This is a genomic window from Microbacterium sp. Root1433D1, from assembly GCF_001426835.1.
Taxonomy (GTDB): domain Bacteria; phylum Actinomycetota; class Actinomycetes; order Actinomycetales; family Microbacteriaceae; genus Microbacterium; species Microbacterium maritypicum.
In genome coordinates, this window is record NZ_LMFN01000003.1 from 701,561 (window position 1) to 719,637 (window position 18,077).

At 69.4% G+C, this 18,077-nt stretch carries 15 protein-coding genes; 12 read left to right on the plus strand and 3 right to left on the minus strand.

Going from position 1 to position 18,077, the window contains the following annotated elements; translation table 11 throughout:
- Positions 1–2: 2 nt before the first annotated feature.
- The 11 genes from ASD13_RS14380 (at position 3) to ASD13_RS17430 (ending at position 12,925) form a co-directional block, all read left to right on the plus strand.
- Positions 3–1,394: a cell division protein PerM gene (locus ASD13_RS14380; protein ID WP_055870510.1), complete on the plus strand. Its 1,392-nt coding sequence runs from the start codon at positions 3–5 to the stop codon at positions 1,392–1,394.
- Between the two features lie 63 nt (positions 1,395–1,457).
- Complete coding sequence (gene purN, locus ASD13_RS14385) at positions 1,458–2,045, plus strand: phosphoribosylglycinamide formyltransferase (RefSeq protein ID WP_017828325.1); 588 nt, start codon at positions 1,458–1,460, stop codon at positions 2,043–2,045.
- Positions 2,046–2,081: 36 nt separating this feature from the next.
- Positions 2,082–3,689, plus strand: a complete 1,608-nt coding sequence (gene purH / locus ASD13_RS14390; protein WP_055870512.1) for a bifunctional phosphoribosylaminoimidazolecarboxamide formyltransferase/IMP cyclohydrolase — start codon at positions 2,082–2,084, stop codon at positions 3,687–3,689.
- 124 nt (positions 3,690–3,813) lie between these two features.
- Positions 3,814–4,701, plus strand: a complete 888-nt coding sequence (locus ASD13_RS14395; protein ID WP_235562602.1) for a class I SAM-dependent methyltransferase — start codon at positions 3,814–3,816, stop codon at positions 4,699–4,701.
- Positions 4,702–4,779: 78 nt separating this feature from the next.
- Complete coding sequence (locus tag ASD13_RS14400; protein ID WP_055870515.1) at positions 4,780–6,297, plus strand: DNA-3-methyladenine glycosylase 2 family protein; 1,518 nt, start codon at positions 4,780–4,782, stop codon at positions 6,295–6,297.
- Positions 6,294–6,791, plus strand: coding sequence for a methylated-DNA--[protein]-cysteine S-methyltransferase (locus tag ASD13_RS14405; protein ID WP_055870518.1), 498 nt, complete (start codon positions 6,294–6,296; stop codon positions 6,789–6,791). Before ASD13_RS14400 ends, ASD13_RS14405 begins: the two co-directional genes overlap by 4 nt.
- A gap of 79 nt (positions 6,792–6,870) precedes the next feature.
- A complete protein-coding gene (locus tag ASD13_RS14410; protein WP_055870521.1) occupies positions 6,871–7,920 on the plus strand; it encodes a dipeptidase in 1,050 nt (349 codons plus the stop codon).
- A 55-nt stretch (positions 7,921–7,975) separates the two neighbouring features.
- Complete coding sequence (locus ASD13_RS17425) at positions 7,976–8,131, plus strand: hypothetical protein (RefSeq protein WP_157535648.1); 156 nt, start codon at positions 7,976–7,978, stop codon at positions 8,129–8,131.
- Between the two features lie 102 nt (positions 8,132–8,233).
- Entirely contained in the window at positions 8,234–10,165 is a 1,932-nt protein-coding gene (locus ASD13_RS14415) for an ABC transporter ATP-binding protein (RefSeq protein ID WP_055870524.1), read from the plus strand.
- The gene (locus ASD13_RS14420; RefSeq protein ID WP_055870527.1) at positions 10,162–11,976 is read left to right on the plus strand and encodes an ABC transporter ATP-binding protein; all 1,815 of its coding nucleotides are present in this window, start codon (positions 10,162–10,164) and stop codon (positions 11,974–11,976) included. The genes ASD13_RS14415 and ASD13_RS14420 overlap by 4 nt, the downstream gene beginning before the upstream one ends.
- Positions 11,977–12,106: 130 nt before the next feature.
- Positions 12,107–12,925 (plus strand): hypothetical protein, encoded by an 819-nt coding sequence (locus tag ASD13_RS17430; protein ID WP_055870530.1) that lies wholly within the window; start codon positions 12,107–12,109, stop codon positions 12,923–12,925.
- 98 nt (positions 12,926–13,023) lie between these two features.
- Here the strand turns inward: ASD13_RS17430 and ASD13_RS14430 are convergent, their stop codons facing one another.
- A complete protein-coding gene (locus tag ASD13_RS14430) occupies positions 13,024–13,482 on the minus strand; it encodes a GNAT family N-acetyltransferase (RefSeq protein WP_055870534.1) in 459 nt (152 codons plus the stop codon).
- A 176-nt stretch (positions 13,483–13,658) separates the two neighbouring features.
- On the opposite strand from ASD13_RS14430, the gene ASD13_RS14435 reads away from it, so the two are divergent.
- The gene (locus ASD13_RS14435; protein ID WP_055870537.1) at positions 13,659–15,878 is read left to right on the plus strand and encodes an NADP-dependent isocitrate dehydrogenase; all 2,220 of its coding nucleotides are present in this window, start codon (positions 13,659–13,661) and stop codon (positions 15,876–15,878) included.
- Positions 15,879–16,060: 182 nt separating this feature from the next.
- Here ASD13_RS14435 and ASD13_RS14440 read toward each other — a convergent pair whose 3' ends face one another.
- Positions 16,061–17,548: a L,D-transpeptidase family protein gene (locus ASD13_RS14440; RefSeq protein ID WP_235562603.1), complete on the minus strand. Its 1,488-nt coding sequence runs from the start codon at positions 17,546–17,548 to the stop codon at positions 16,061–16,063.
- A gap of 108 nt (positions 17,549–17,656) precedes the next feature.
- On the minus strand, positions 17,657–18,061 hold the full coding sequence (locus ASD13_RS14445; protein WP_017828337.1) for a RidA family protein: 405 nt from the start codon (positions 18,059–18,061) through the stop codon (positions 17,657–17,659).
- Between the last annotated feature and the right edge of the window lie 16 nt (positions 18,062–18,077).

Below are 18,077 nucleotides of genomic sequence, written 5' to 3' on the forward strand. Positions count from 1 at the left end.
CTATGCAACGCCTCCTCGTCGCGCTCCTCGCCGCCTTCGACGCCGCCATCGCCGCGGCGGTCGGTCTCGTCGTGCTGCTCGCGCCGCTGACGCTGCTGTGGACGCTCGCCTTCGGCATCACAGCCGACTGGGGCGCGCTCTGGCCGCTCACCGGGACGCTCTGGGAGTTCGGCCATGGGGTGCCTCTGGCGGTCACCATCCCGGACGAGCTCCTCGTCGCTCTCGCGATCCCGTCGGAGGCGGCCTCGTTCGCGGTGTCGATCACTCCGCTGGCGTTCCTGCTCTTCACGCTGCTCTTCGCCGCGCGCTCGGGGTCCAGGGCCGCGTCGGCCGGGGCCTGGCTGCTCGGATCGTTGTCGGGCACGGTGGTGTTCGCCGCGATCTCCACGGGCGTCGCGCTGACGGCGCGGCTGGAGGCCGTGCAGACCCCGCTCCTCCTCGCGATCGTCCTCCCTGCCGCCGTCTACCTCGTCGGTACGCTCTGCGGTGCCGTCCGCGTCGCATGGGAGGAGGGCGACGGCGGCATCCTCGACCGTCTCCACGACCGCATCGACGCCCGCGAGGACTGGGCGCCCGTGCCCGTCGCGATCGTGCGCGGCACGGCCTTCGCGCTGGTCGGCGTCGTCGGCGCGGCAGCCCTGGCACTCGCCGTGATGACGCTGTTCCGCGGCGGCGAGGTCGTCGCCCTGTTCCAGTCCGCCCGCGTCGATGCGCTCGGTGCGACCGTGATGACCCTGGCGCAGCTCGTCTACCTTCCGACCCTCATCGTGTGGGCCGCATCCTGGCTCGCCGGTCCCGGCTTCGCCGTCGGAGCAGGAACCGCGGTGTCGCCCGCGGGCACGCAACTGGGCCTCGTGCCCGGCATCCCCGTGTTCGGGCTGCTGCCCGAGAACAGCTCGATGTGGATGCTGATCGTCGTGCTCGTCCCGATCGCCGCCGGGGCGTTCGCAGGCTGGGCCGTTCGTTCCCGTCTCGTCTGGGAGGGCACGCCGCTGGGCATGATGCAGCGCGCCGCGATCGCGGTGGGGATCGCCGGCGTGAGCGCGGGAGTCTTCGGTCTCGCGGCCGTGCTGGCGAGCGGTTCGATGGGTCCGGGTCGACTGGCGGAGGTCGGCCCCTCGGCGCCGGCGTTCATGCTCGCGCTGGGTCTGGAGGTCCTCGTGGGAGCGGCGATCCTGCTGCTCTCCCCGCGCCATCGCGATGAGTTGGCCGAGGAGCGCACCGACCGCTGGATCGCCGAGATGACGGAGCTCGACCCGAGCCTCACGTCGGCCGGTGCACCCGCGGCCGGCGCGGTGCCGGGGATCCCCTTCTCCAACACGCAGACCTTCGACGACACGGCAACCCTGGACGATCTCCGCGGCTTCACACCGCCTCGAGTCGACCGCGACTGACACCCGCCGCGTATGTGCGGACGTCGGGCGGAACAGGTCGTCCCACCCCGGTAGACTGGGCGCGTGCTCACGGTCGCCGTTCTCATCTCGGGCACCGGCTCGAATCTTCGCGCCCTCCTCGAGGCCGCTCGTCATCCCGATTTCCCCGCCAGGGTGATCGTCGTCGGAGCCGACCGCGAAGCCGACGGGCTCGCTCACGCCGAGGAGTTCGGCATCCCCAGTTTCACGGTGCCGTGGCACGAGCACGACAGCCGCGAGGCGTGGGGCGAAGAGCTCGCGCGCCAGCTCGCCGTCTGGAACCCGGACCTCGTGGTCCTCAGCGGACTCATGCGTCTGCTGCCGCCGTCACTCGTCGCGCAGTACTCGCCGCGCCTCATCAACACCCATCCCGCATTCCTGCCCGAGTTCCCCGGTGCGCACGGCGTCCGCGATGCGCTCGCCTCCGGTGCGGCCGAGACCGGCGCCAGCGTCATCGTCGTCGACGACGGTGTCGACACCGGCCCGATCCTGGCCCAGGAACGAGTCCCGATCCTCGACGGCGACACCGAGCACAGCCTGCACGAGCGGATCAAGCCCGTCGAGCGCCGTCTGCTCATCGACGTCGTCCGCGCGATCGCCGACGGTGATCTCGCCCTCAGCCCTTCTTCCTGACCCCTCCACCCGACGCCCCCGCACGAAGGAGCCATCATGGCCGGCCCCCGCCACGACCCCACGCTCTACCGCGACCGCGACACCGTGCCGATCCGGCGCGCGCTCGTCTCGGTGAGCGACAAGACCGACCTGCTCGTCCTGGCCGCGGCTCTGGCCGATGCGGGTGTCGAGATCGTCTCGACCGGTTCGACGGCGTCGACCATCCGCGATGCGGGCTTCCCTGTCACAGACGTGGCCGCCGTCACGGGCGTCGCCGAGATGCTCGACGGACGCGTCAAGACGCTGCACCCCAAGATCCACGGCGGCCTTCTCGCCGACCTGCGCCTCGAGGACCATGAGCGCCAGCTCGCCGAGCTCGACATCACCCCCTTCGAACTGGTCGTCGTCAACCTCTACCCCTTCGTCGAGACCGTCGCCTCGGGCGCCGTCGGCGACGACGTGGTCGAGCAGATCGACATCGGCGGACCCGCGATGGTGCGTGCCGCGGCGAAGAACCACGCCAACGTGGCGATCGTCGTCTCGCCGCAGTCGTACCCCGGGATCATCGCAGCGCTCGCCCAGGGCGGCACCTCGGTCTCCCAGCGCCGCGAGCTCGCCGCCCGTGCCTTCGCGCACACGGCGGCCTACGACACGGCGGTCGCCTCCTGGTTCGCCGAGGGCACGCTGCAGGACGACGGCGACCTCCCGACCCATCTCACGATCCAGGCCGAGCGCCTCGCCACTCTCCGCTACGGCGAGAACTCGCACCAGCGCGGCGCGATCTACACGCGCGCCGGCGGCCACGGCATCGCTCAGGCCAGGCAGCTGCAGGGCAAGGAGATGTCGTACAACAACTACGTCGACGCGGATGCCGCCCTGCGCGCCGCGTACGACATGATCAAGCCCGCCGTCGCGATCATCAAGCACGCCAACCCGTGCGGCATCGCGACCACCGCGCCGAACGCCCTCGACCCGATCGCCAGCGCCCACCTGCGCGCCCACGAGTGCGACCCGGTCTCGGCCTACGGCGGCGTGATCGCGGCGAACGGCACGGTGACGCTCAAGATGGCAGAGAACCTCAAGGACATCTTCACGGAGGTCATCGTCGCGCCGTCGTTCGAGCCGGCCGCGCTCGAGGTGTTCAAGGCGAAGAAGAACCTGCGTCTGCTGCAGCTGCCCGAGGACTGGCAGCAGGAGCGCATGGATGTGCGCCTCGTCTCCGGCGGACTGCTGCTGCAGGATGCCGACCGCTTCCCGGACGACATCGTCTCGGTCGCGAAGAACTGGGAGCTCGTCTCGGGAGAGCGTCCGAGCGACGAGGAGATGGAGAACCTCATCTTCGCCTGGAAGGCGTGCCGCGCGGTCAAGTCGAACGCGATCGTGCTCGCGAAGGACAACGCCACGGTGGGTGTCGGCATGGGCCAGGTCAACCGCGTCGACTCGTGCCGCCTCGCGGTCGAGCGTGCGGGGGAGCGCGCCGCCGGATCGGTTGCGTCGTCCGATGCCTTCTTCCCGTTCGCGGATGGGGCCCAGGTGCTGATCGACGCCGGAGTCACGGCGATCGTGCAGCCGGGTGGCTCGGTGCGCGACGAGGAGGTCGTGGACGCTGCGCGCAAGGCCGGCGTGACGATGTTCTTCACCGGGGAGCGTCACTTCTTCCACTGAGCGCTCGCCGTCATCGGGAACGCGTTCCCGTCGCACGCCCGCGTGGCACCTATATACTGGGGGCTCACTGGGGCGATGGGGCGACAGTATGGAAGCACAGGCGCGTGCGACGTCGAACGAAGGCATGTCGGCTGTGCCGTGGCTGAGACCGACGTCCTATTGGATGCCGGCGCACTTCGTGGATTCGGCCTGGGTCACGCACGGTGCGTTCGCCGCCTGGCTCATCGACGTGCTGCGCCCGCGAGACGTGGTGGAACTGGGCACGCACAACGGCTTCTCGTGCTTCGCTTTCGCCGAGGCCGCGAAGAGGCTCGGGCATCCGCTCACCATCAACGCCCTGGACAGCTGGGAGGGCGATGACCACGCCGGCTTCTACGACGATTCCATCTACCAGTCCGTGCGCTCTATCGCGTCGCGCGACTACCCGTCGTCGGTCGAACTGCATCGCGGCTACTTCTCCGACACACGTCCGCGTTTCGCCGCGGCGTCCGTCGATCTCCTGCACATCGACGGACGCCACGGGTACGAGGACGCCCGCGAGGACTACGAGCAGTGGCGGGACACGGTTCGCGACGGAGGAGTGATCCTCTTCCACGACATCGCCGAACGACGCGACGACTTCGGCGTATGGCGCCTCTGGGAGGAGATCTCCGAACCAGGGCGCGTGTTCGCATTCGAGCACGGGCATGGGCTCGGTGTGCTCGCGGTGGGGGACATCCGGCACGAGCCGCTGCGCGCACTCTTCGAGGCGGAGACGTCGGTCGCCGACCGGATCCGCGTTGACTTCGAGCGTCTCGGCGAGATGATCGCCCAGGTCGCGCGCATCCCGCATCTGGAGGCGGAGGTCGCGTCCCTGCATGACGTCGTGGACATGCTGCAGACGGAGCGGGCGCGCCTGTCGGATGTGATCGTGGCGCGCGACGACGCCATCGCAGCGGTGCACCGCAGTGCGAGCTGGAAGGTGACGAAGCCGTTGCGCGCAGCCGGGCGGATGGTTCGACGAGGCCGCTGACGCGAGGGTGAGCCGCCCTACGACAGTCATGTCCGATTTCCGCCAGTCGACGTCGGCGGAGGGTGGCAGAGTGGGGGCATGACCTTCCCCGCGAGCGGCTTCGACGAGCGCTACCGTGCGATCAGCGCACGCGACACCCGCTTCGACGGGCAGTTCGTGACGGCCGTGCGATCGACCGGGATCTATTGCCGTCCGAGCTGCCCTGCACGCACGCCGAAACCGCAGAACGTGACGTTCTATCCCACGAGCGCCGCCGCGCACGAGGCCGGGTATCGGGCATGCAAGCGGTGTCTGCCTGAAGCCGCGCCCGGTTCTCCGGCGTGGGACATCCGCGGCGACACCGCCGCGCGTGCGATGCGCCTGATCTCCGACGGCGTCGTCGAGCGCGAGGGCGTCCCGGGGTTGGCCGCGCGCCTGGGATACTCCAGCAGGCACCTCACGCGCCTGCTCAGCACCGAGCTCGGCGCCGGCCCTCTCGCGTTGGCGAGGGCGCATCGAGCGCACACCGCGCGGATGCTTCTCGTGGGCACCGACATGCCCATCTCCGACGTCGCTTTCTCCGCCGGTTTCGCCAGCATCCGCCAGTGCAACGACACGATCCGCGAGGTCTTCGCACTCACACCGGGTGAGCTCAGGGCACGTCGCCGGTCGCACGCGTCGGCGGCACCCGGCGCGATCGACCTCGTGCTGCCGTACCGAGGACCGCTCGACGCGAGCGGCATCTTCGCCTGGATGGCCGCGCGCGCCGTCCCCGGGATCGAGGAGGCCACGGCGACGTCGTTCTCCCGACACCTGCGCATGTCGGGCGGTCCCGCCTGGTTCGAGGTGCGCCAGGACGAGACGGCGCGCCTGCATCTGCGCGCGCGCGTCGCGCGGCTGGGCGACCTGGCCCCGCTGGTGTCGACGGTGCGGCGCATCTTCGACCTCGATGCCGACCCGCTCGCGATCGAAGAGGCGCTCTGCGCGCACCCCGAGCTCGCGCCGCTCGTCGCCCGCACTCCGGGCATCCGCGTGCCGGGATCCGCCGATCCGCACGAGATGCTCGTCCGTGCCATGGTCGGGCAGCAGATCACCGTGGTCGCCGCCCGCACGGCACTCATCGCCCTCGCCGAGGCTCTCGGGGAGCGCACCGACAGCGGCCTGCTGTTCCCGACCATGACGGCGATCGCCGAGCGCGGTGCCGAGGTGCTGCGTGGACCGGCCGCCCGTATCCGCGCCATCACGGGCGCCGCAGCCGCTCTCGCCGACGGGTCCCTGCGGCTGACGGTCGGCGACGACGGCACCGAGCAGCGTGCCGCACTGCTCGCGATGCCGGGTATCGGCCCCTGGACCGCCGACTACGTGCGCATGCGTGTGCTCGGCGATCCCGATGTGCTGCTGCCGGGTGACGTCGCACTGCGCGCCGGCGCGGCGGCGGCGGGCCTGCCCGGGGAGGCCCGAGCACTCACGGCGTGGTCCGAGCGCACCGCACCGTGGCGCAGCTACCTCAGCGCACACCTCTGGCGCGCCGCCCCGGTGCGCCCTGCCGCATCTCGGCGCGCATCCGCCGCCCACCCCGCCCCCACCGGCGACACCACGACGAAGGAGACCTCATGACCGCCATCCTCCAGACCATCGAGACCCCGGACGGCGCTTTCACGATCCTCGCCGACGACCGTCAGCGGGTGCTGGCCTCCGGCTGGACCTCCGACGTCGAGGCGATCCTGGGCCGGCTGTCCGCTGCGCATCGTCCCGAGGAGTTCCGCGAGGGAGAGACCGATGCCGCAGCCGCCGCACTCGCCTACTACGCGGGCGAACTCTCGGCCATCGACGCGGTCGCCGTGAAGCAGTCCGGAACCGCGCTCCAGCTCGCCGGCTGGTCGGCGCTTCGGGCGATCGAGCCGGGCGAGCCGCTGACCTACACGAGCTTCGCGACACAGCTCGACAACCCTCGGGCCGTGCGGGCGGCGGCGTCCATCTGCGCCCGCAACGCGCCCGCGCTGTTCGTGCCCTGCCATCGCGTGCTGCGTACCGACGGCAGCCTCGGCGGATTCGCCTGGGGTCTCGACGTCAAGGAGAGTCTGCTCGCGCGGGAGAGCGCCGTCGTTTGAGTCGCGGGCACCACGACGGGTTGTCGTCATGGTGCCCGTCGACGAAGCAACCGCACCGACGCGGCCGTAGGCTCATCCCGTGACCGCCAACGATGCACTCGTCCTCCACCGCCGTGCCGTCGTCGCCGACGCGCACAACGACCTGCTGTGCTCGGTGGCGACCCGCCCCTCGGATGAGTGGTCGGACTACTTCCGTACGCAGTGGCTCCCGCAGCTGCAGGAGGGCGGTGTGGACCTTCAGGTCCTGCCCGTGTTCATCGACGACGTGTACCGCCCGGAGGGGGCACTGCGTCGCACCTTGCGCATGATCGAAGCCGCCCACCGGCTGGCGGAGGGCAACGCGGACGCCGTCGGGCTGTGCCTGGACGGCGATGACATCGACCGCGTGATCGGCGAAGGGCGCATCGCGCTGGTGCTCGCCCTGGAGGGGATGCCCGGAATCGCCGACGACGTCGAGCTGCTGGAGACCGTGCATCGCCTCGGGATCCGGATCGGCGCGGTCGCGCACTTCGGACGCAGCGCCTTCGCCGACGGCAGCGGCGAAGACGCCGCGGGCAGCAGGCTCACCCGCACCGGAATCCGGGCGCTCGCGGAGATGGAGCGCGTCGGCATGATCTTCGACATCAGCCATCTCGGAGCGGGCGGAGTCGACCACGTGCTCGAGATCGCCACACGGCCCGTCATGGCCACGCATTCCTCGGCGCGTGCGCTGTTCGACCACCACCGCAACCTGACCGACGCGCAGATCGCCGGGGTCGCGGAGAGCGGGGGAGTCGTGTGCGTCAACTTCTTCGCGCCCTACCTGCACGAGAGCGCCTACACGATCGACACCCTGATCGACCACTTCGAGCGGGTGGTGTCGGTCGCGGGGATCGCGCACGTCGGGATGGGGTCGGACTTCGTCCGCGAGGTGCTCGCGGACACGACGGCCCCGTGTTGCGTGCAGACGACGATCGAGGGAGTCCCCGCCGACCGGTACCTCCCGGGACTCGATGGTCCGACCGGGCTTCCGCTCGTGACCGAGGCTCTGCTGCGCCGCGGCTGGCCGGAGGCGGACATCCTCGCCGTGCTGGGCGGCAACCTGCGACGCTTCCTCCGGTCGGAGCTCGCCGTCACCGCCGGCGCCTGAACGTCACGAGGTCTCCTTTCTCGCGACCTCGACGATCGCGGCGCAGGAATCGGGAATGACTCTTGCTTTCAGCTGGTTCACAGCAATAGGCTGGTGGGCTGTCGCGCCAACCGGACGACATCGCCGAGCCCCTGAGGAGGACACCATGACCACGATCGCCATCGCGCGGATCGCAGCTCTCGGCTCGACCACGGCGCGCCCGCTCTCCTAGAGCCACCCCGCCCCTTCTTCGTCGGATGCCGGACTCTGTGAGTCCGCTCTCGCATCCGTCCCCTTCCGCACCCGCTGTCCATACGAAACTCGTCTGAGAGACATGTCTTCCTCGCCTTCCGCGCAGAACCCCTCGCCGTCATCGACTCTTTCCACTCCGGCCGCACTGTGGCGCCTGAAGCCCTTCGTGAAGCCCGTCATCTGGCGGCTCGCCGGCGGTGCCGCCAGCGCGCTCATCGCCGCCGTCATCGCCCTGATGATCCCGATCGTTCTCGAGCAGATCATCAGCGGCCCGGTCTACTCCGGTGATCTCAGCGCCATCGTCTGGGGCGCCGTCGCCGTCTTCGCCCTCGCTCTCGGCGAGGCACTGATGGTCTGGCTGCGACGCCAGTTCGTGCTCAACCCCTCGACCGAGGTCGAGTACAAGATGCGCACCGAGCTCTACTCGCGCCTGCAGACCCTCCCGGTGTCGTTCCACGACAGGTGGGGCTCCGGCCAGCTGCTCAGCCGCATGATGCAGGACATCGGCCTCATCCGCCGCTGGCTCGCGTTCGGCCTCGTGCTGCTCGTGGTCAACATCCTCACGATCATCATCGGATCCGTGCTGCTGTTCCGGTGGCACTGGCTGCTGGGCGTGATCTTCCTGGTGACCGCGATCCCGCTGTGGATCCGCGGCTACCTGTTCGAGAAGCGCTACGGCGCCCTCACCCGTCGCAGCCAGGATCAGGCCGGTGACCTCGCCACCAGCGTGGAGGAGAGCGTGCACGGCATCCGCGTGCTCAAGGCGTTCGGGCGCGGCAAGCACGCCCTCAGCCGCTTCAGCCGTCAGGCCGAGACTCTGCGCGAGACCGAGATGAGCAAGGCCGGCGCGATCGCGTCCATCTGGTTCTGGCTCGACCTCATGCCGCAGATCGCCTTCGGTCTGAGCCTGATGTCGGGCATCTGGCTGATCTCGGTGGGGCAGATCGACGAGGCGCAGCTGTTCGCGTTCTTCGCGATGGCGGTCGTGCTGCGCTGGCCCATCGAGTCGATCGGCTTCCTGTTCTCGTTCATGCTCGACGCCCGCACGGCGACCGACCGTGTGTTCGACATCTTCTCGGAGACCGACACCATCACCGACCCGGAGAACCCGGTGCACATCGGGAACCCCCGCGGAGAGCTCGCGTTCGAGAACGCGCACTTCCGCTACCAGGATGCGGGCGCCCACGAGCGCGATCTGCTCGACGGCATCGACCTGGTGCTGCGCCCCGGTGAGACCATGGCGCTGGTCGGACTCACCGGCAGCGGCAAGACCACGCTCACCACGCTGCCCACTCGTCTGTACGACGTGACCGGTGGCAGGGTCACGCTCGACGGCGTCGATGTGCGCGACCTTCCGCTCGCGGAACTCCGTCAGCACATCGCGATGGCGTTCGAGGACGCGACGCTGTTCTCGGCGACGGTCCGGGAGAACGTGCTCCTCGGCCGTGCCGAGCTCGATGTGCACAGTGAGGAGGGGGAGCGCGTGCTGCGCGAAGCCCTCGACGTCGCCCAGGCGTCGTTCGTCGATGCGCTGCCCGACGGCGTGGAGACGGTCATCGGCGAGGAGGGGCTCAGCCTCTCCGGCGGCCAGCGGCAGCGACTCGCCCTCGCTCGCGCGGTGGCGGCGAACCCGAAGGTGCTCGTCCTCGACGACCCGCTGTCGGCGCTCGACGTCGACACCGAGGCTCTCGTCGAGGAGGCCCTTCGCCACGTGCTCGCCGACACCACGGCCATGATCGTCGCGCACCGGCCATCGACCGTGGCGCTCGCCGACCGCGTGGCCCTGCTGGAAGCCGGTCGCGTGACGGCGGTGGGCACGCACTCCGAGCTGCTGAAGACGAGCCGGCACTACCGTCACGTCATCTCCAGCCTGGAGGCGGAGGAGGCGGCGCGGACCGGGGCGATCCCGGTGATCCGCGATGAACAGGCCGAGATCGACGAAGAGGTCCAGGAGGGCCTCGGGATGCGAGCCGCCGACGAAGACCCGATCACCGAGAAGGAGGTGCAGCGATGAGCTCCGCCATCACCGGAACCCAGAACGAGGACCGTTCCGAATACACCCGTGACGAGAGCAGGGAGATCCGTCGTCGGTCCCTCCGACTGCTCGGATCCCTGGTCAGCCCTCTGAAACCGCGGATCGTGCTGGCCGCCGCGGTGCTGGTCGTGTCGACCGCTCTGCAGGTCGCCGGCCCCATCCTCATCAGCATCGGCCTCGACCGCGCACTGCCTGCGGCCATCGAGCGGGCCGACTGGATGCCGACCTTCATGATCGGCGGCATCTACCTGCTGGCGGGAGCGCTGGCCGCCGTCCTGATCGCCTGGTACGTGATCATCGCCGCCAAACTCACCCAGGCGGTGCTGCTCGATCTGCGCAAGCGCATCTTCCTGCACACCCAGCGCCTCAGCCTGGAGTTCCACGAGTCGTACACGTCTGGCCGCATCATCTCGCGCCAGACGAGTGACCTCGACTCGATCAAGGAGCTCCTGGACGGCGGCCTGAACGAGCTCGTCTCCGGCGTGCTCTTCGGCCTGTTCACCTTCATCGCCCTGTGCGTGTGGGACTGGCAGTCCGGACTCATCCTCGCGATCGGCGGAGTGCCGCTGTTCTTCCTGATGAAGTGGTTTTACTCGCGCTCGCAGCTCGTCTACCGCGAGTCGCGCGTGATCAGTGCCAAGGTGATCGTGCAGTTCGTCGAGACGATGACCGGCATCCGTGCCGTGAAGGCGTTCCGCAAGGAGCCCCGCAACGACAAGGCGTTCCAGGAGATCGCGGGCGAGTACCGCGATGTCAACCGTCGCTCGATGCTGCTGTTCGGCACGTTCGAGCCCGGACTCATGGGCGTGGCCGCGCTGGTGCTCGGCATCGTCGTGCTGTGGGGCGGCATCCGCGTCTCCGAGGGCGCGCTCACGGTCGGTGTGCTGCTGTCCGCCGTGCTGTACGTGCGCAACTTCTTCGCTCCGATGCAGGAGATCGCCATGTTCCTGAACTCCTACCAGTCGGCGACGGCCGCGCTGGAGAAGGTGTCGGGCGTGCTCGAAGAGGTGCCGACGGTTCCAGACCCCGAGAAGCCGGTCGACCTGTGGGAGTCGCGCGGACACATCGAGTTCGACGAGGTGACCTTCGGGTACAACGGCGAGAAGACGATCCTCCCGAACTTCTCGCTCGACATCCCGGCGGGGCAGACGATCGCCCTGGTGGGAACGACCGGTGCCGGCAAGTCGACGCTCGCCAAGCTCATCTCGCGCTTCTACGACCCCTCCGAAGGGCGGGTGACCCTCGACGGGGTCGATCTGCGCTCGCTGCACCCGAAGGATCTCCGTCGCGCGATCGTCATGGTCACGCAGGAGGCCTACCTGTTCAGTGGGACCGTCGCCGACAACATCGCACTCGGCAAGCCGGAGGCGACGCTCGACGAGATCAAGGCCGCGGCACGCGCCGTGGGGGCCGACGGCTTCATCTCGTCGCTGCCGGACGGCTACGGCACCGATGTGAACAAGCGCGGTGGGCGGGTCTCGGCCGGTCAGCGCCAGCTCATCTCCTTCGCCAGGGCGTTCCTCGCCGACCCTGCGGTGCTGATCCTCGACGAGGCCACGGCATCGTTGGACATCCCATCGGAGCGTCTGATCCAGGATGCGCTGCAGACGCTTCTCAAGGACCGGACGGCGATCATCATCGCGCACCGACTGTCGACGGTCGCGATCGCCGACCGGGTGCTGGTGATGGAGCACGGCCGCATCATCGAGGACGACACCCCCGCCGCGCTCATCAGCGGCACCGGGAAGTTCGCGCAGCTGCACGCAGCCTGGCAGGAGACGCTCGTCTGACCACTCCCTCGACGACTGCGGCCATGCCCGACCTCGCCGGTGCGGCGGGGCCGCCATGGCCGCAGTCGTCGAGGGGTGGGCGAGCACCCGTGGGTGAGCGTCGAGCGCGGCGCGTGGGTAGCATCGAGGTATGGACCCGTTGCTGCTCGTCGCCGAGTGGTGGTGGATCGCGCCGACTGCGGTCGCCGCGGGGACGGTGGGTGTGATGGGAATACGTCGTCGCAACAGCACGGTCAGCGGACGCCGCCTCGCGGTCGACGCCGCGCGTCACGACCTCAGGGAGGCGCAGCTGGCTGCGGCCGAGCGACGCACCGCGTGGAAGATCGCGCGTGCCGACCTGGCTCGCGTCACCGCGGAGCGGGCCGCTCAGCGCGCGACCGCCGAACAGGTGGCGGGAGCGCGACGGATGCTCAAGGAGCGCGAGCGCGATGCGAAGGCCGCCTCGGCGGATGTGCGCGCGCGTCAGGTCCGCCTCAACGCCGCGAGAGCCGCGGTGCCCTCGGCATCGGAGCCTCGCCCCCTGGAGCGTCTGCACGCCGCGCATGAGGCCGTGACCGTCCGGTGGATGCGGTACGAGACCGACCCCGCCCTGCAGATCTCCTACCCGGCGATGACCGATGTGAAGCATCCGCAGACGGCGGCATACCTCCGCGCCGCAGGTCACGCGGCAGAGATGCGCCGCGCGGCAGCCGGGCGCATCACCCCGGCGGAGTTCGCCGCCTATCGCGATGCCGTCGCCGACCTGGAGCGCGCCTTCGAGGCGGCAGAGCACGCTGCGAAGGTGCAGGCAGGGGAGGCGCCGGAGGCGGCGGCGTGGCAGGACGCCGCGCAGGACATGCTCAACCGTTCGGCCGAAGCGATCGATCGGGCGGCGGGCGCTGCCGCCGCGGCGCTGTCGTCGTGGACGAGCCGTCGCAAGCCCGGCGGCAAGCCGGACGATCGCCCCTGACGCCCAGGCGCGCGACCGCGTGAGAGCGCTCCCCTCGAGCACTGTGAAGGGCGACGAGGTCTCGATGGGGGAGGGGATTCGAGACCCCGCCGCCCGGTCTAGGTCGTGACGCGGATCTCGGCGATGACCTCGCCGTAGGCGGTCTCGCCCACGGGAGTGAAGCCGACGCGGTGGAAGAAGGTCTCCGGCCCGCCCTCGCCGGCCTCGTAGATCACGTTGACGTGGTCTACGCCGCGTTCGCGGGCTTCGTCGACGAGCGCCTCGACGGCGTACCGGCCGACACCGCGGCCCTGGTCGTCGGCGTCGACGTTGATGCGCCACAGCACGGAGCGGAAGTGCTCCTCCGGTGCTTCGGCGTCGAAGTTGGCACTCACGAAGCCGACGACCTCGTTGCGATCCAGGATCACCCGCTGCCAGGAGGTCTGCGGGTTGATGACGGTCGCTGCGATCCCGTACGAGACCGGAGCGAGGAACTGCTCCTGTCCGGGCTTGAGCGACAGGTTGTTCACGGCGACGATCGTCGCAGCGGAGAGTTCGACCATGCGCAGTTCGGACATGGACCCAGGCTAACCCCTCCGGGCGCACCGGACACGTTTCAGGGGAACATTTCGCCGTGCTGTGGCCGTTCGTCGACATCCGAACGGCCATCGGTCGCAGGCCGGGGCCACGGCGTCAGACCTGCTCAGGTATCTTGGTATCGAGACAAATAGCCCCGTGAACGGAGAACCTCCCGGTGACCGACGACGCCATCATCTACACGCACACAGACGAGGCACCGGCGCTCGCCACCGCCTCGTTCCTTCCGATCATCCAGGCATACACCGGCCAGGCCGGCATCGAGGTCGAGACCCGCGACATCTCGCTGGCCGGCCGCATCCTCGCCGCCTTCCCGCAGAAGCTCACCCCGGAGCAGCAGGTGGGCGACTCGCTCGCCGAGCTCGGCGGTCTCGCCACGCTCCCCGAGGCGAACATCATCAAGCTGCCGAACATCTCGGCCTCCATCCCGCAGCTGAAGGGGGCGATCGCCGAGCTCCAGAAGCAGGGCTACGACATCCCCGACTTCCCGGACGAGCCGTCCTCCCTCGAGGAGAAGGACGTTCGCGCGCGCTACGACCGCATCAAGGGCTCCGCCGTGAACCCGGTGCTGCGCGAGGGCAACAGCGACCGTCGTGCCCCGCTCGCGGTGAAGAACTACGCCAGGAAGCACCCGCACCGCAACAAGCCGTTCGCCGCGGGATCCAAGACGCGCGTCGCGACACTCGGTCACGATGACTTCAAGCACAACGAGCGCTCCTGGGTCGCCGCACACGACGACGTGCTGAGCTTCCGCCACACGGCGAACGACGGCACGGTCACCGTGCTGAAGGAAGGCCTCAAGGTCCTGCCGCGCGAGATCATCGATGCGACGTTCCTCTCGGCCAAGGAGCTCGACGCCTTCCTCGCCGAGACGCTCGCCCAGGCCAAGGCCGACGACGTGCTGTACTCGGTGCACCTCAAGGCAACCATGATGAAGGTCAGCGACCCGATCATCTTCGGTCACGTCGTGAAGGCGTTCTTCGCCGACGTGTTCGCGCAGTACGGTGACAAGCTCGCCGCAGCCGGACTCAGTGCGAACGACGGTCTCGGCTCGATCCTCTCGGGTCTGGCCAACGTCGCGGACGGCGCGGAGATCGCCGCCGCCTTCGACAAGGCCATCGCCGAGGGGCCGCGTCTGTCGTACGTGAACTCCGACAAGGGCACCACGAACCTGCACGTGCCGAGCGATGTGATCGTCGACGCGTCGATGCCCGCACTCGTGCGCAACGGCGGCAAGCTCTGGGGCAAGGAGGGCGAAGAGGCGGACACGCTCGCCGTCATCCCCGACTCGTCGTACGCGGGCGTCTACCAGGCCGTGATCGACGACGTGATCGCGAACGGCCCGTTGGACCCGGCGACCATCGGCACCGTCCCCAACGTGGGGCTCATGGCGCAGGCGGCCGAGGAGTACGGCAGCCACGACAAGACCTTCGAGATCGCCGCAGACGGCATCGTGCAGGTCCTCGACGGCGAGGGGACCGTGCTCATCGAGCACACGGTCGGCAAGGGCGACATCTGGCGCGCGACGCAGACCAAGCACATCCCGGTGATGGACTGGGTCAAGCTCGCGGTGACCCGCGCCAGGGCGACCGGCGACCCCGCCGTGTTCTGGCTCGACGCGAACCGCTCACACGATGCGCAGATCATCGCCAAGGTGCACCAGGGTCTCGCGACGCTCGACACCAAGGGCCTCACGATCACGATCCTCGCGCCCGAGGAAGCCACGCGTTACACGCTCGCACGCATGCGCCACGGGCTCGACACGATCTCGGTCACCGGCAACGTGCTGCGCGACTACCTGACCGACCTGTTCCCGATCCTCGAAGTCGGCACGAGCGCCAAGATGCTCTCGATCGTGCCACTGCTCGCGGGCGGCGGGCTGTTCGAGACCGGTGCGGGTGGTTCCGCACCCAAGCACGTGCAGCAGCTGGTCGAGGAGAACTACCTGCGCTGGGACTCGCTCGGCGAGTTCTTCGCGCTGGCCGCGTCGCTCGAGCACTTCGCCGACCGCACGGGCAACGACAAGGCCCGTGTGCTCGCCGAGACGCTGGATGCCGCGACCGGAATCTTCCTCGAGGAGGACCGTTCGCCCGGCCGTGCCCTGGGCACGATCGACAACCGCGGCAGCCACTTCTACCTGGGCCTGTACTGGGCTCAGGAGCTGGCGAAGCAGACGAAGGACGCCGAGCTCGCCGCCGCCTTCGCGCCGATCGCCGCCACGCTGGCGCAGAACGAGGAGACCATCGTCTCCGAGCTCAACGCGGTGCAGGGCAAGCCGGTCGAGATCGGCGGCTACTACCGCCCGGACGACGCGCTGGTCGAGGCCGTCATGCGTCCCTCCGCGACGCTGAACGGCATCGTCGACGCACTGCGCTGACGCGAGAGAAGGGGGCGGATGCTGCGGCATCCGCCCCCTTCTTCGTACCCGGGCGGCCCCGCGAGACGGCCTGGTGCCATCGGCGAGGGGCACACCGACGTCGGAACCGTGACGCCGTCAGGAGCGCCTCTGGACGGAGCGCTCGTCCCGCCGTTCACAGGACGGCGGGGGAGGAGCGATCGTCAGTAGTGGACGGAGACCTCGAGGCCCTGGGGAGACCAGTCGTAGACGTACTTGGCGAGGTCGATCGGCAGGTTGACGCAACCGTGACTCATGCGCTGGCCGAAGTTGTTGTGCCAGTAGGTGCCGTGGAATCCGATGTTCGGGGCGAACCACGTGATCCAGGGAACGTCTTCCGTGCAGTACGGAGCGCCTTCGTAGCAGCCCATGTCCTGGATGCGCGTGTGCGCGAAGACCTTGAAGTTGCCGGTGGGGGTCAATGTTCCGGGGAGGCCGGTGGAGACGGCCCAGGAGTTCACGACCTCGTTGTTCTCGTAGAGGACGGCCCGCTGCGAGCTCAAGTTGATGTCGATGCGGCGGAACAGGCTCACCGTCTCGAACGGGGTCTCGGTGACCGTGAGGGCGAACGTGCCGTCGCCGGCCGCGAGCTTGTCGGCGAACTGGTCCGCGACGTCCGACGTGTCGCCGAGCGCGCGGCCCGCGACGCCCTCCTGCTCCGCGCGGAGCACGTTTCCGGCGGAATCGACGATGTTGGTCGCGTTGACCGGAGCACGGTCTACGAGAGCGGGAAGACCATCGACGGTGGCCTGGATCGCCTGCGGGTCGGCCTCGATGCGCAGCTGGCCGTCGTCGTCGACGACCGAGAGCCAGGACGCGGCGACGGCGGGATCGACAGGAACGGTGCGCTCCTCGCCGACGTAGAAGCCGACAGCCGGGAGCATCGTGTTGAGTGTGGACGCGGTGGCCGTGGCGTCGTCGTCGGAGACGGCGGGCTGGGCCGTGGCGGCGTCGCCCGAGTACTCGAGCGTGGTGCGGCCGTCGCCGACCGCCTCGGTGAAGGCGGCGTTGAGGCCGGCGACGTCGATCCCGGTGCCGGTCTCCGACGGGGTGATGACGAAGGTGCCGCTGGCGGCGTCGAAGACCACGCCGGCGTCCACGGGGTCGTCGAAGCTCGTCGGCACTGCGGCGCGCAGTGCCGCGGTCGCCTTCTCGGAATCGAACGCGATCTCCGCCGGTACGGGGTCGCCCATCCAGGCTCCGAGGTTCCAGAGCGGGTGCTCGGCGAAGGCCGTGTCGGCGAGAGCCGTCGCGTCGACGTTCACACCGAGGTCGGTGCCGGTCAGCACGGTGCCCTCTCCTTCGCCGGTGAGGGTGACCTCGGTCTCGGCGAGGTGGGCGTTGATGGTGTCGGCCGCGGCGCCCGGGGTCATCCATCCGACGGGGATGCCCGCGACCGTGGTGCCGGGCGCGATGAGGATCATGGAGGCCGCGCCCGCACCGATCGCGATGACGCCGAGACCCAGACCGATCCAGAGGCCGAGGCGGCGCTTCTTGGGTGACGGTTCGATGGGGGCCCAGGCGAGGGGCTGTTCGCCGGTGGACGGCGGCACGGTCTCCGTGGGAGCTCCCGTCGGTGCGAGTACTGCGGTGGGCGCGGAGTCATCTCTCTGCGCCTCGGCTGCGCCCGGCGCAGAAATCAGATCGGTCACGAACTTCACCCCCCGGCTCTCAAACGTGTCCTGACGTTCAATGGTACGGGATGGGAGGTAACGGGGAGGCAACGGTCCGTGATAACGTGCCTCCCCGCGTCAGGCCCGTCAGTCGATGATGGCGATGCCGTCGATCTCGACCAGCATCTCCTCGCGCGGCAGACCGGTGAAGACGGTGGTGCGCGAGGGCAGGACGCCATTCGTGGTGTGCGCGGTCACGAAGGCGCCGTAGGCATCGTTCATGATCGGGAAGTCCTCGCGCTTGGTCAGGTAGACGCGCAGCATCACCACGTCGTCGAACGTCGCACCGGATGCCTCGACGATCGCCTTCACGTTCTCCAGGGTGCGGGTCGTCTGGGCGGCGACGTCACCGGGGAACAGGTACTCGTTCGTCTTCGGGTCGACGGGACCCTGGCCGGACACCTGCACGAACGGGCCCTTGCGGATCCCCTGCGAGAAGGTGTGGGCGGGGGCGGGAGCGGCGTCGGTGGAAACTCGGATCTTCGCGGTCATGCCGCCAGCCTAGTAG

Excerpts from the sequence above, each read along its gene's own strand:
- ASD13_RS14380 (WP_055870510.1), top strand. The coding sequence starts at position 3 with ATGCAACGCCTCCTCGTCGCGCTCCTCGCCGCCTTCGACGCCGCCATC.
- purH (WP_055870512.1), top strand. The coding sequence starts at position 2,082 with ATGGCCGGCCCCCGCCACGACCCCACGCTCTACCGCGACCGCGACACC.
- ASD13_RS14395 (WP_235562602.1), top strand. The coding sequence starts at position 3,814 with ATGTCGGCTGTGCCGTGGCTGAGACCGACGTCCTATTGGATGCCGGCG.
- ASD13_RS14400 (WP_055870515.1), top strand. The coding sequence starts at position 4,780 with ATGACCTTCCCCGCGAGCGGCTTCGACGAGCGCTACCGTGCGATCAGC.
- ASD13_RS14405 (WP_055870518.1), top strand. The coding sequence starts at position 6,294 with ATGACCGCCATCCTCCAGACCATCGAGACCCCGGACGGCGCTTTCACG.
- ASD13_RS17425 (WP_157535648.1), top strand. The coding sequence starts at position 7,976 with ATGACTCTTGCTTTCAGCTGGTTCACAGCAATAGGCTGGTGGGCTGTC.
- ASD13_RS14415 (WP_055870524.1), top strand. The coding sequence starts at position 8,234 with ATGTCTTCCTCGCCTTCCGCGCAGAACCCCTCGCCGTCATCGACTCTT.
- ASD13_RS14420 (WP_055870527.1), top strand. The coding sequence starts at position 10,162 with ATGAGCTCCGCCATCACCGGAACCCAGAACGAGGACCGTTCCGAATAC.
- ASD13_RS17430 (WP_055870530.1), top strand. The coding sequence starts at position 12,107 with ATGGACCCGTTGCTGCTCGTCGCCGAGTGGTGGTGGATCGCGCCGACT.
- ASD13_RS14430 (WP_055870534.1), bottom strand. The coding sequence starts at position 13,482 with ATGTCCGAACTGCGCATGGTCGAACTCTCCGCTGCGACGATCGTCGCC.
- ASD13_RS14445 (WP_017828337.1), bottom strand. The coding sequence starts at position 18,061 with ATGACCGCGAAGATCCGAGTTTCCACCGACGCCGCTCCCGCCCCCGCC.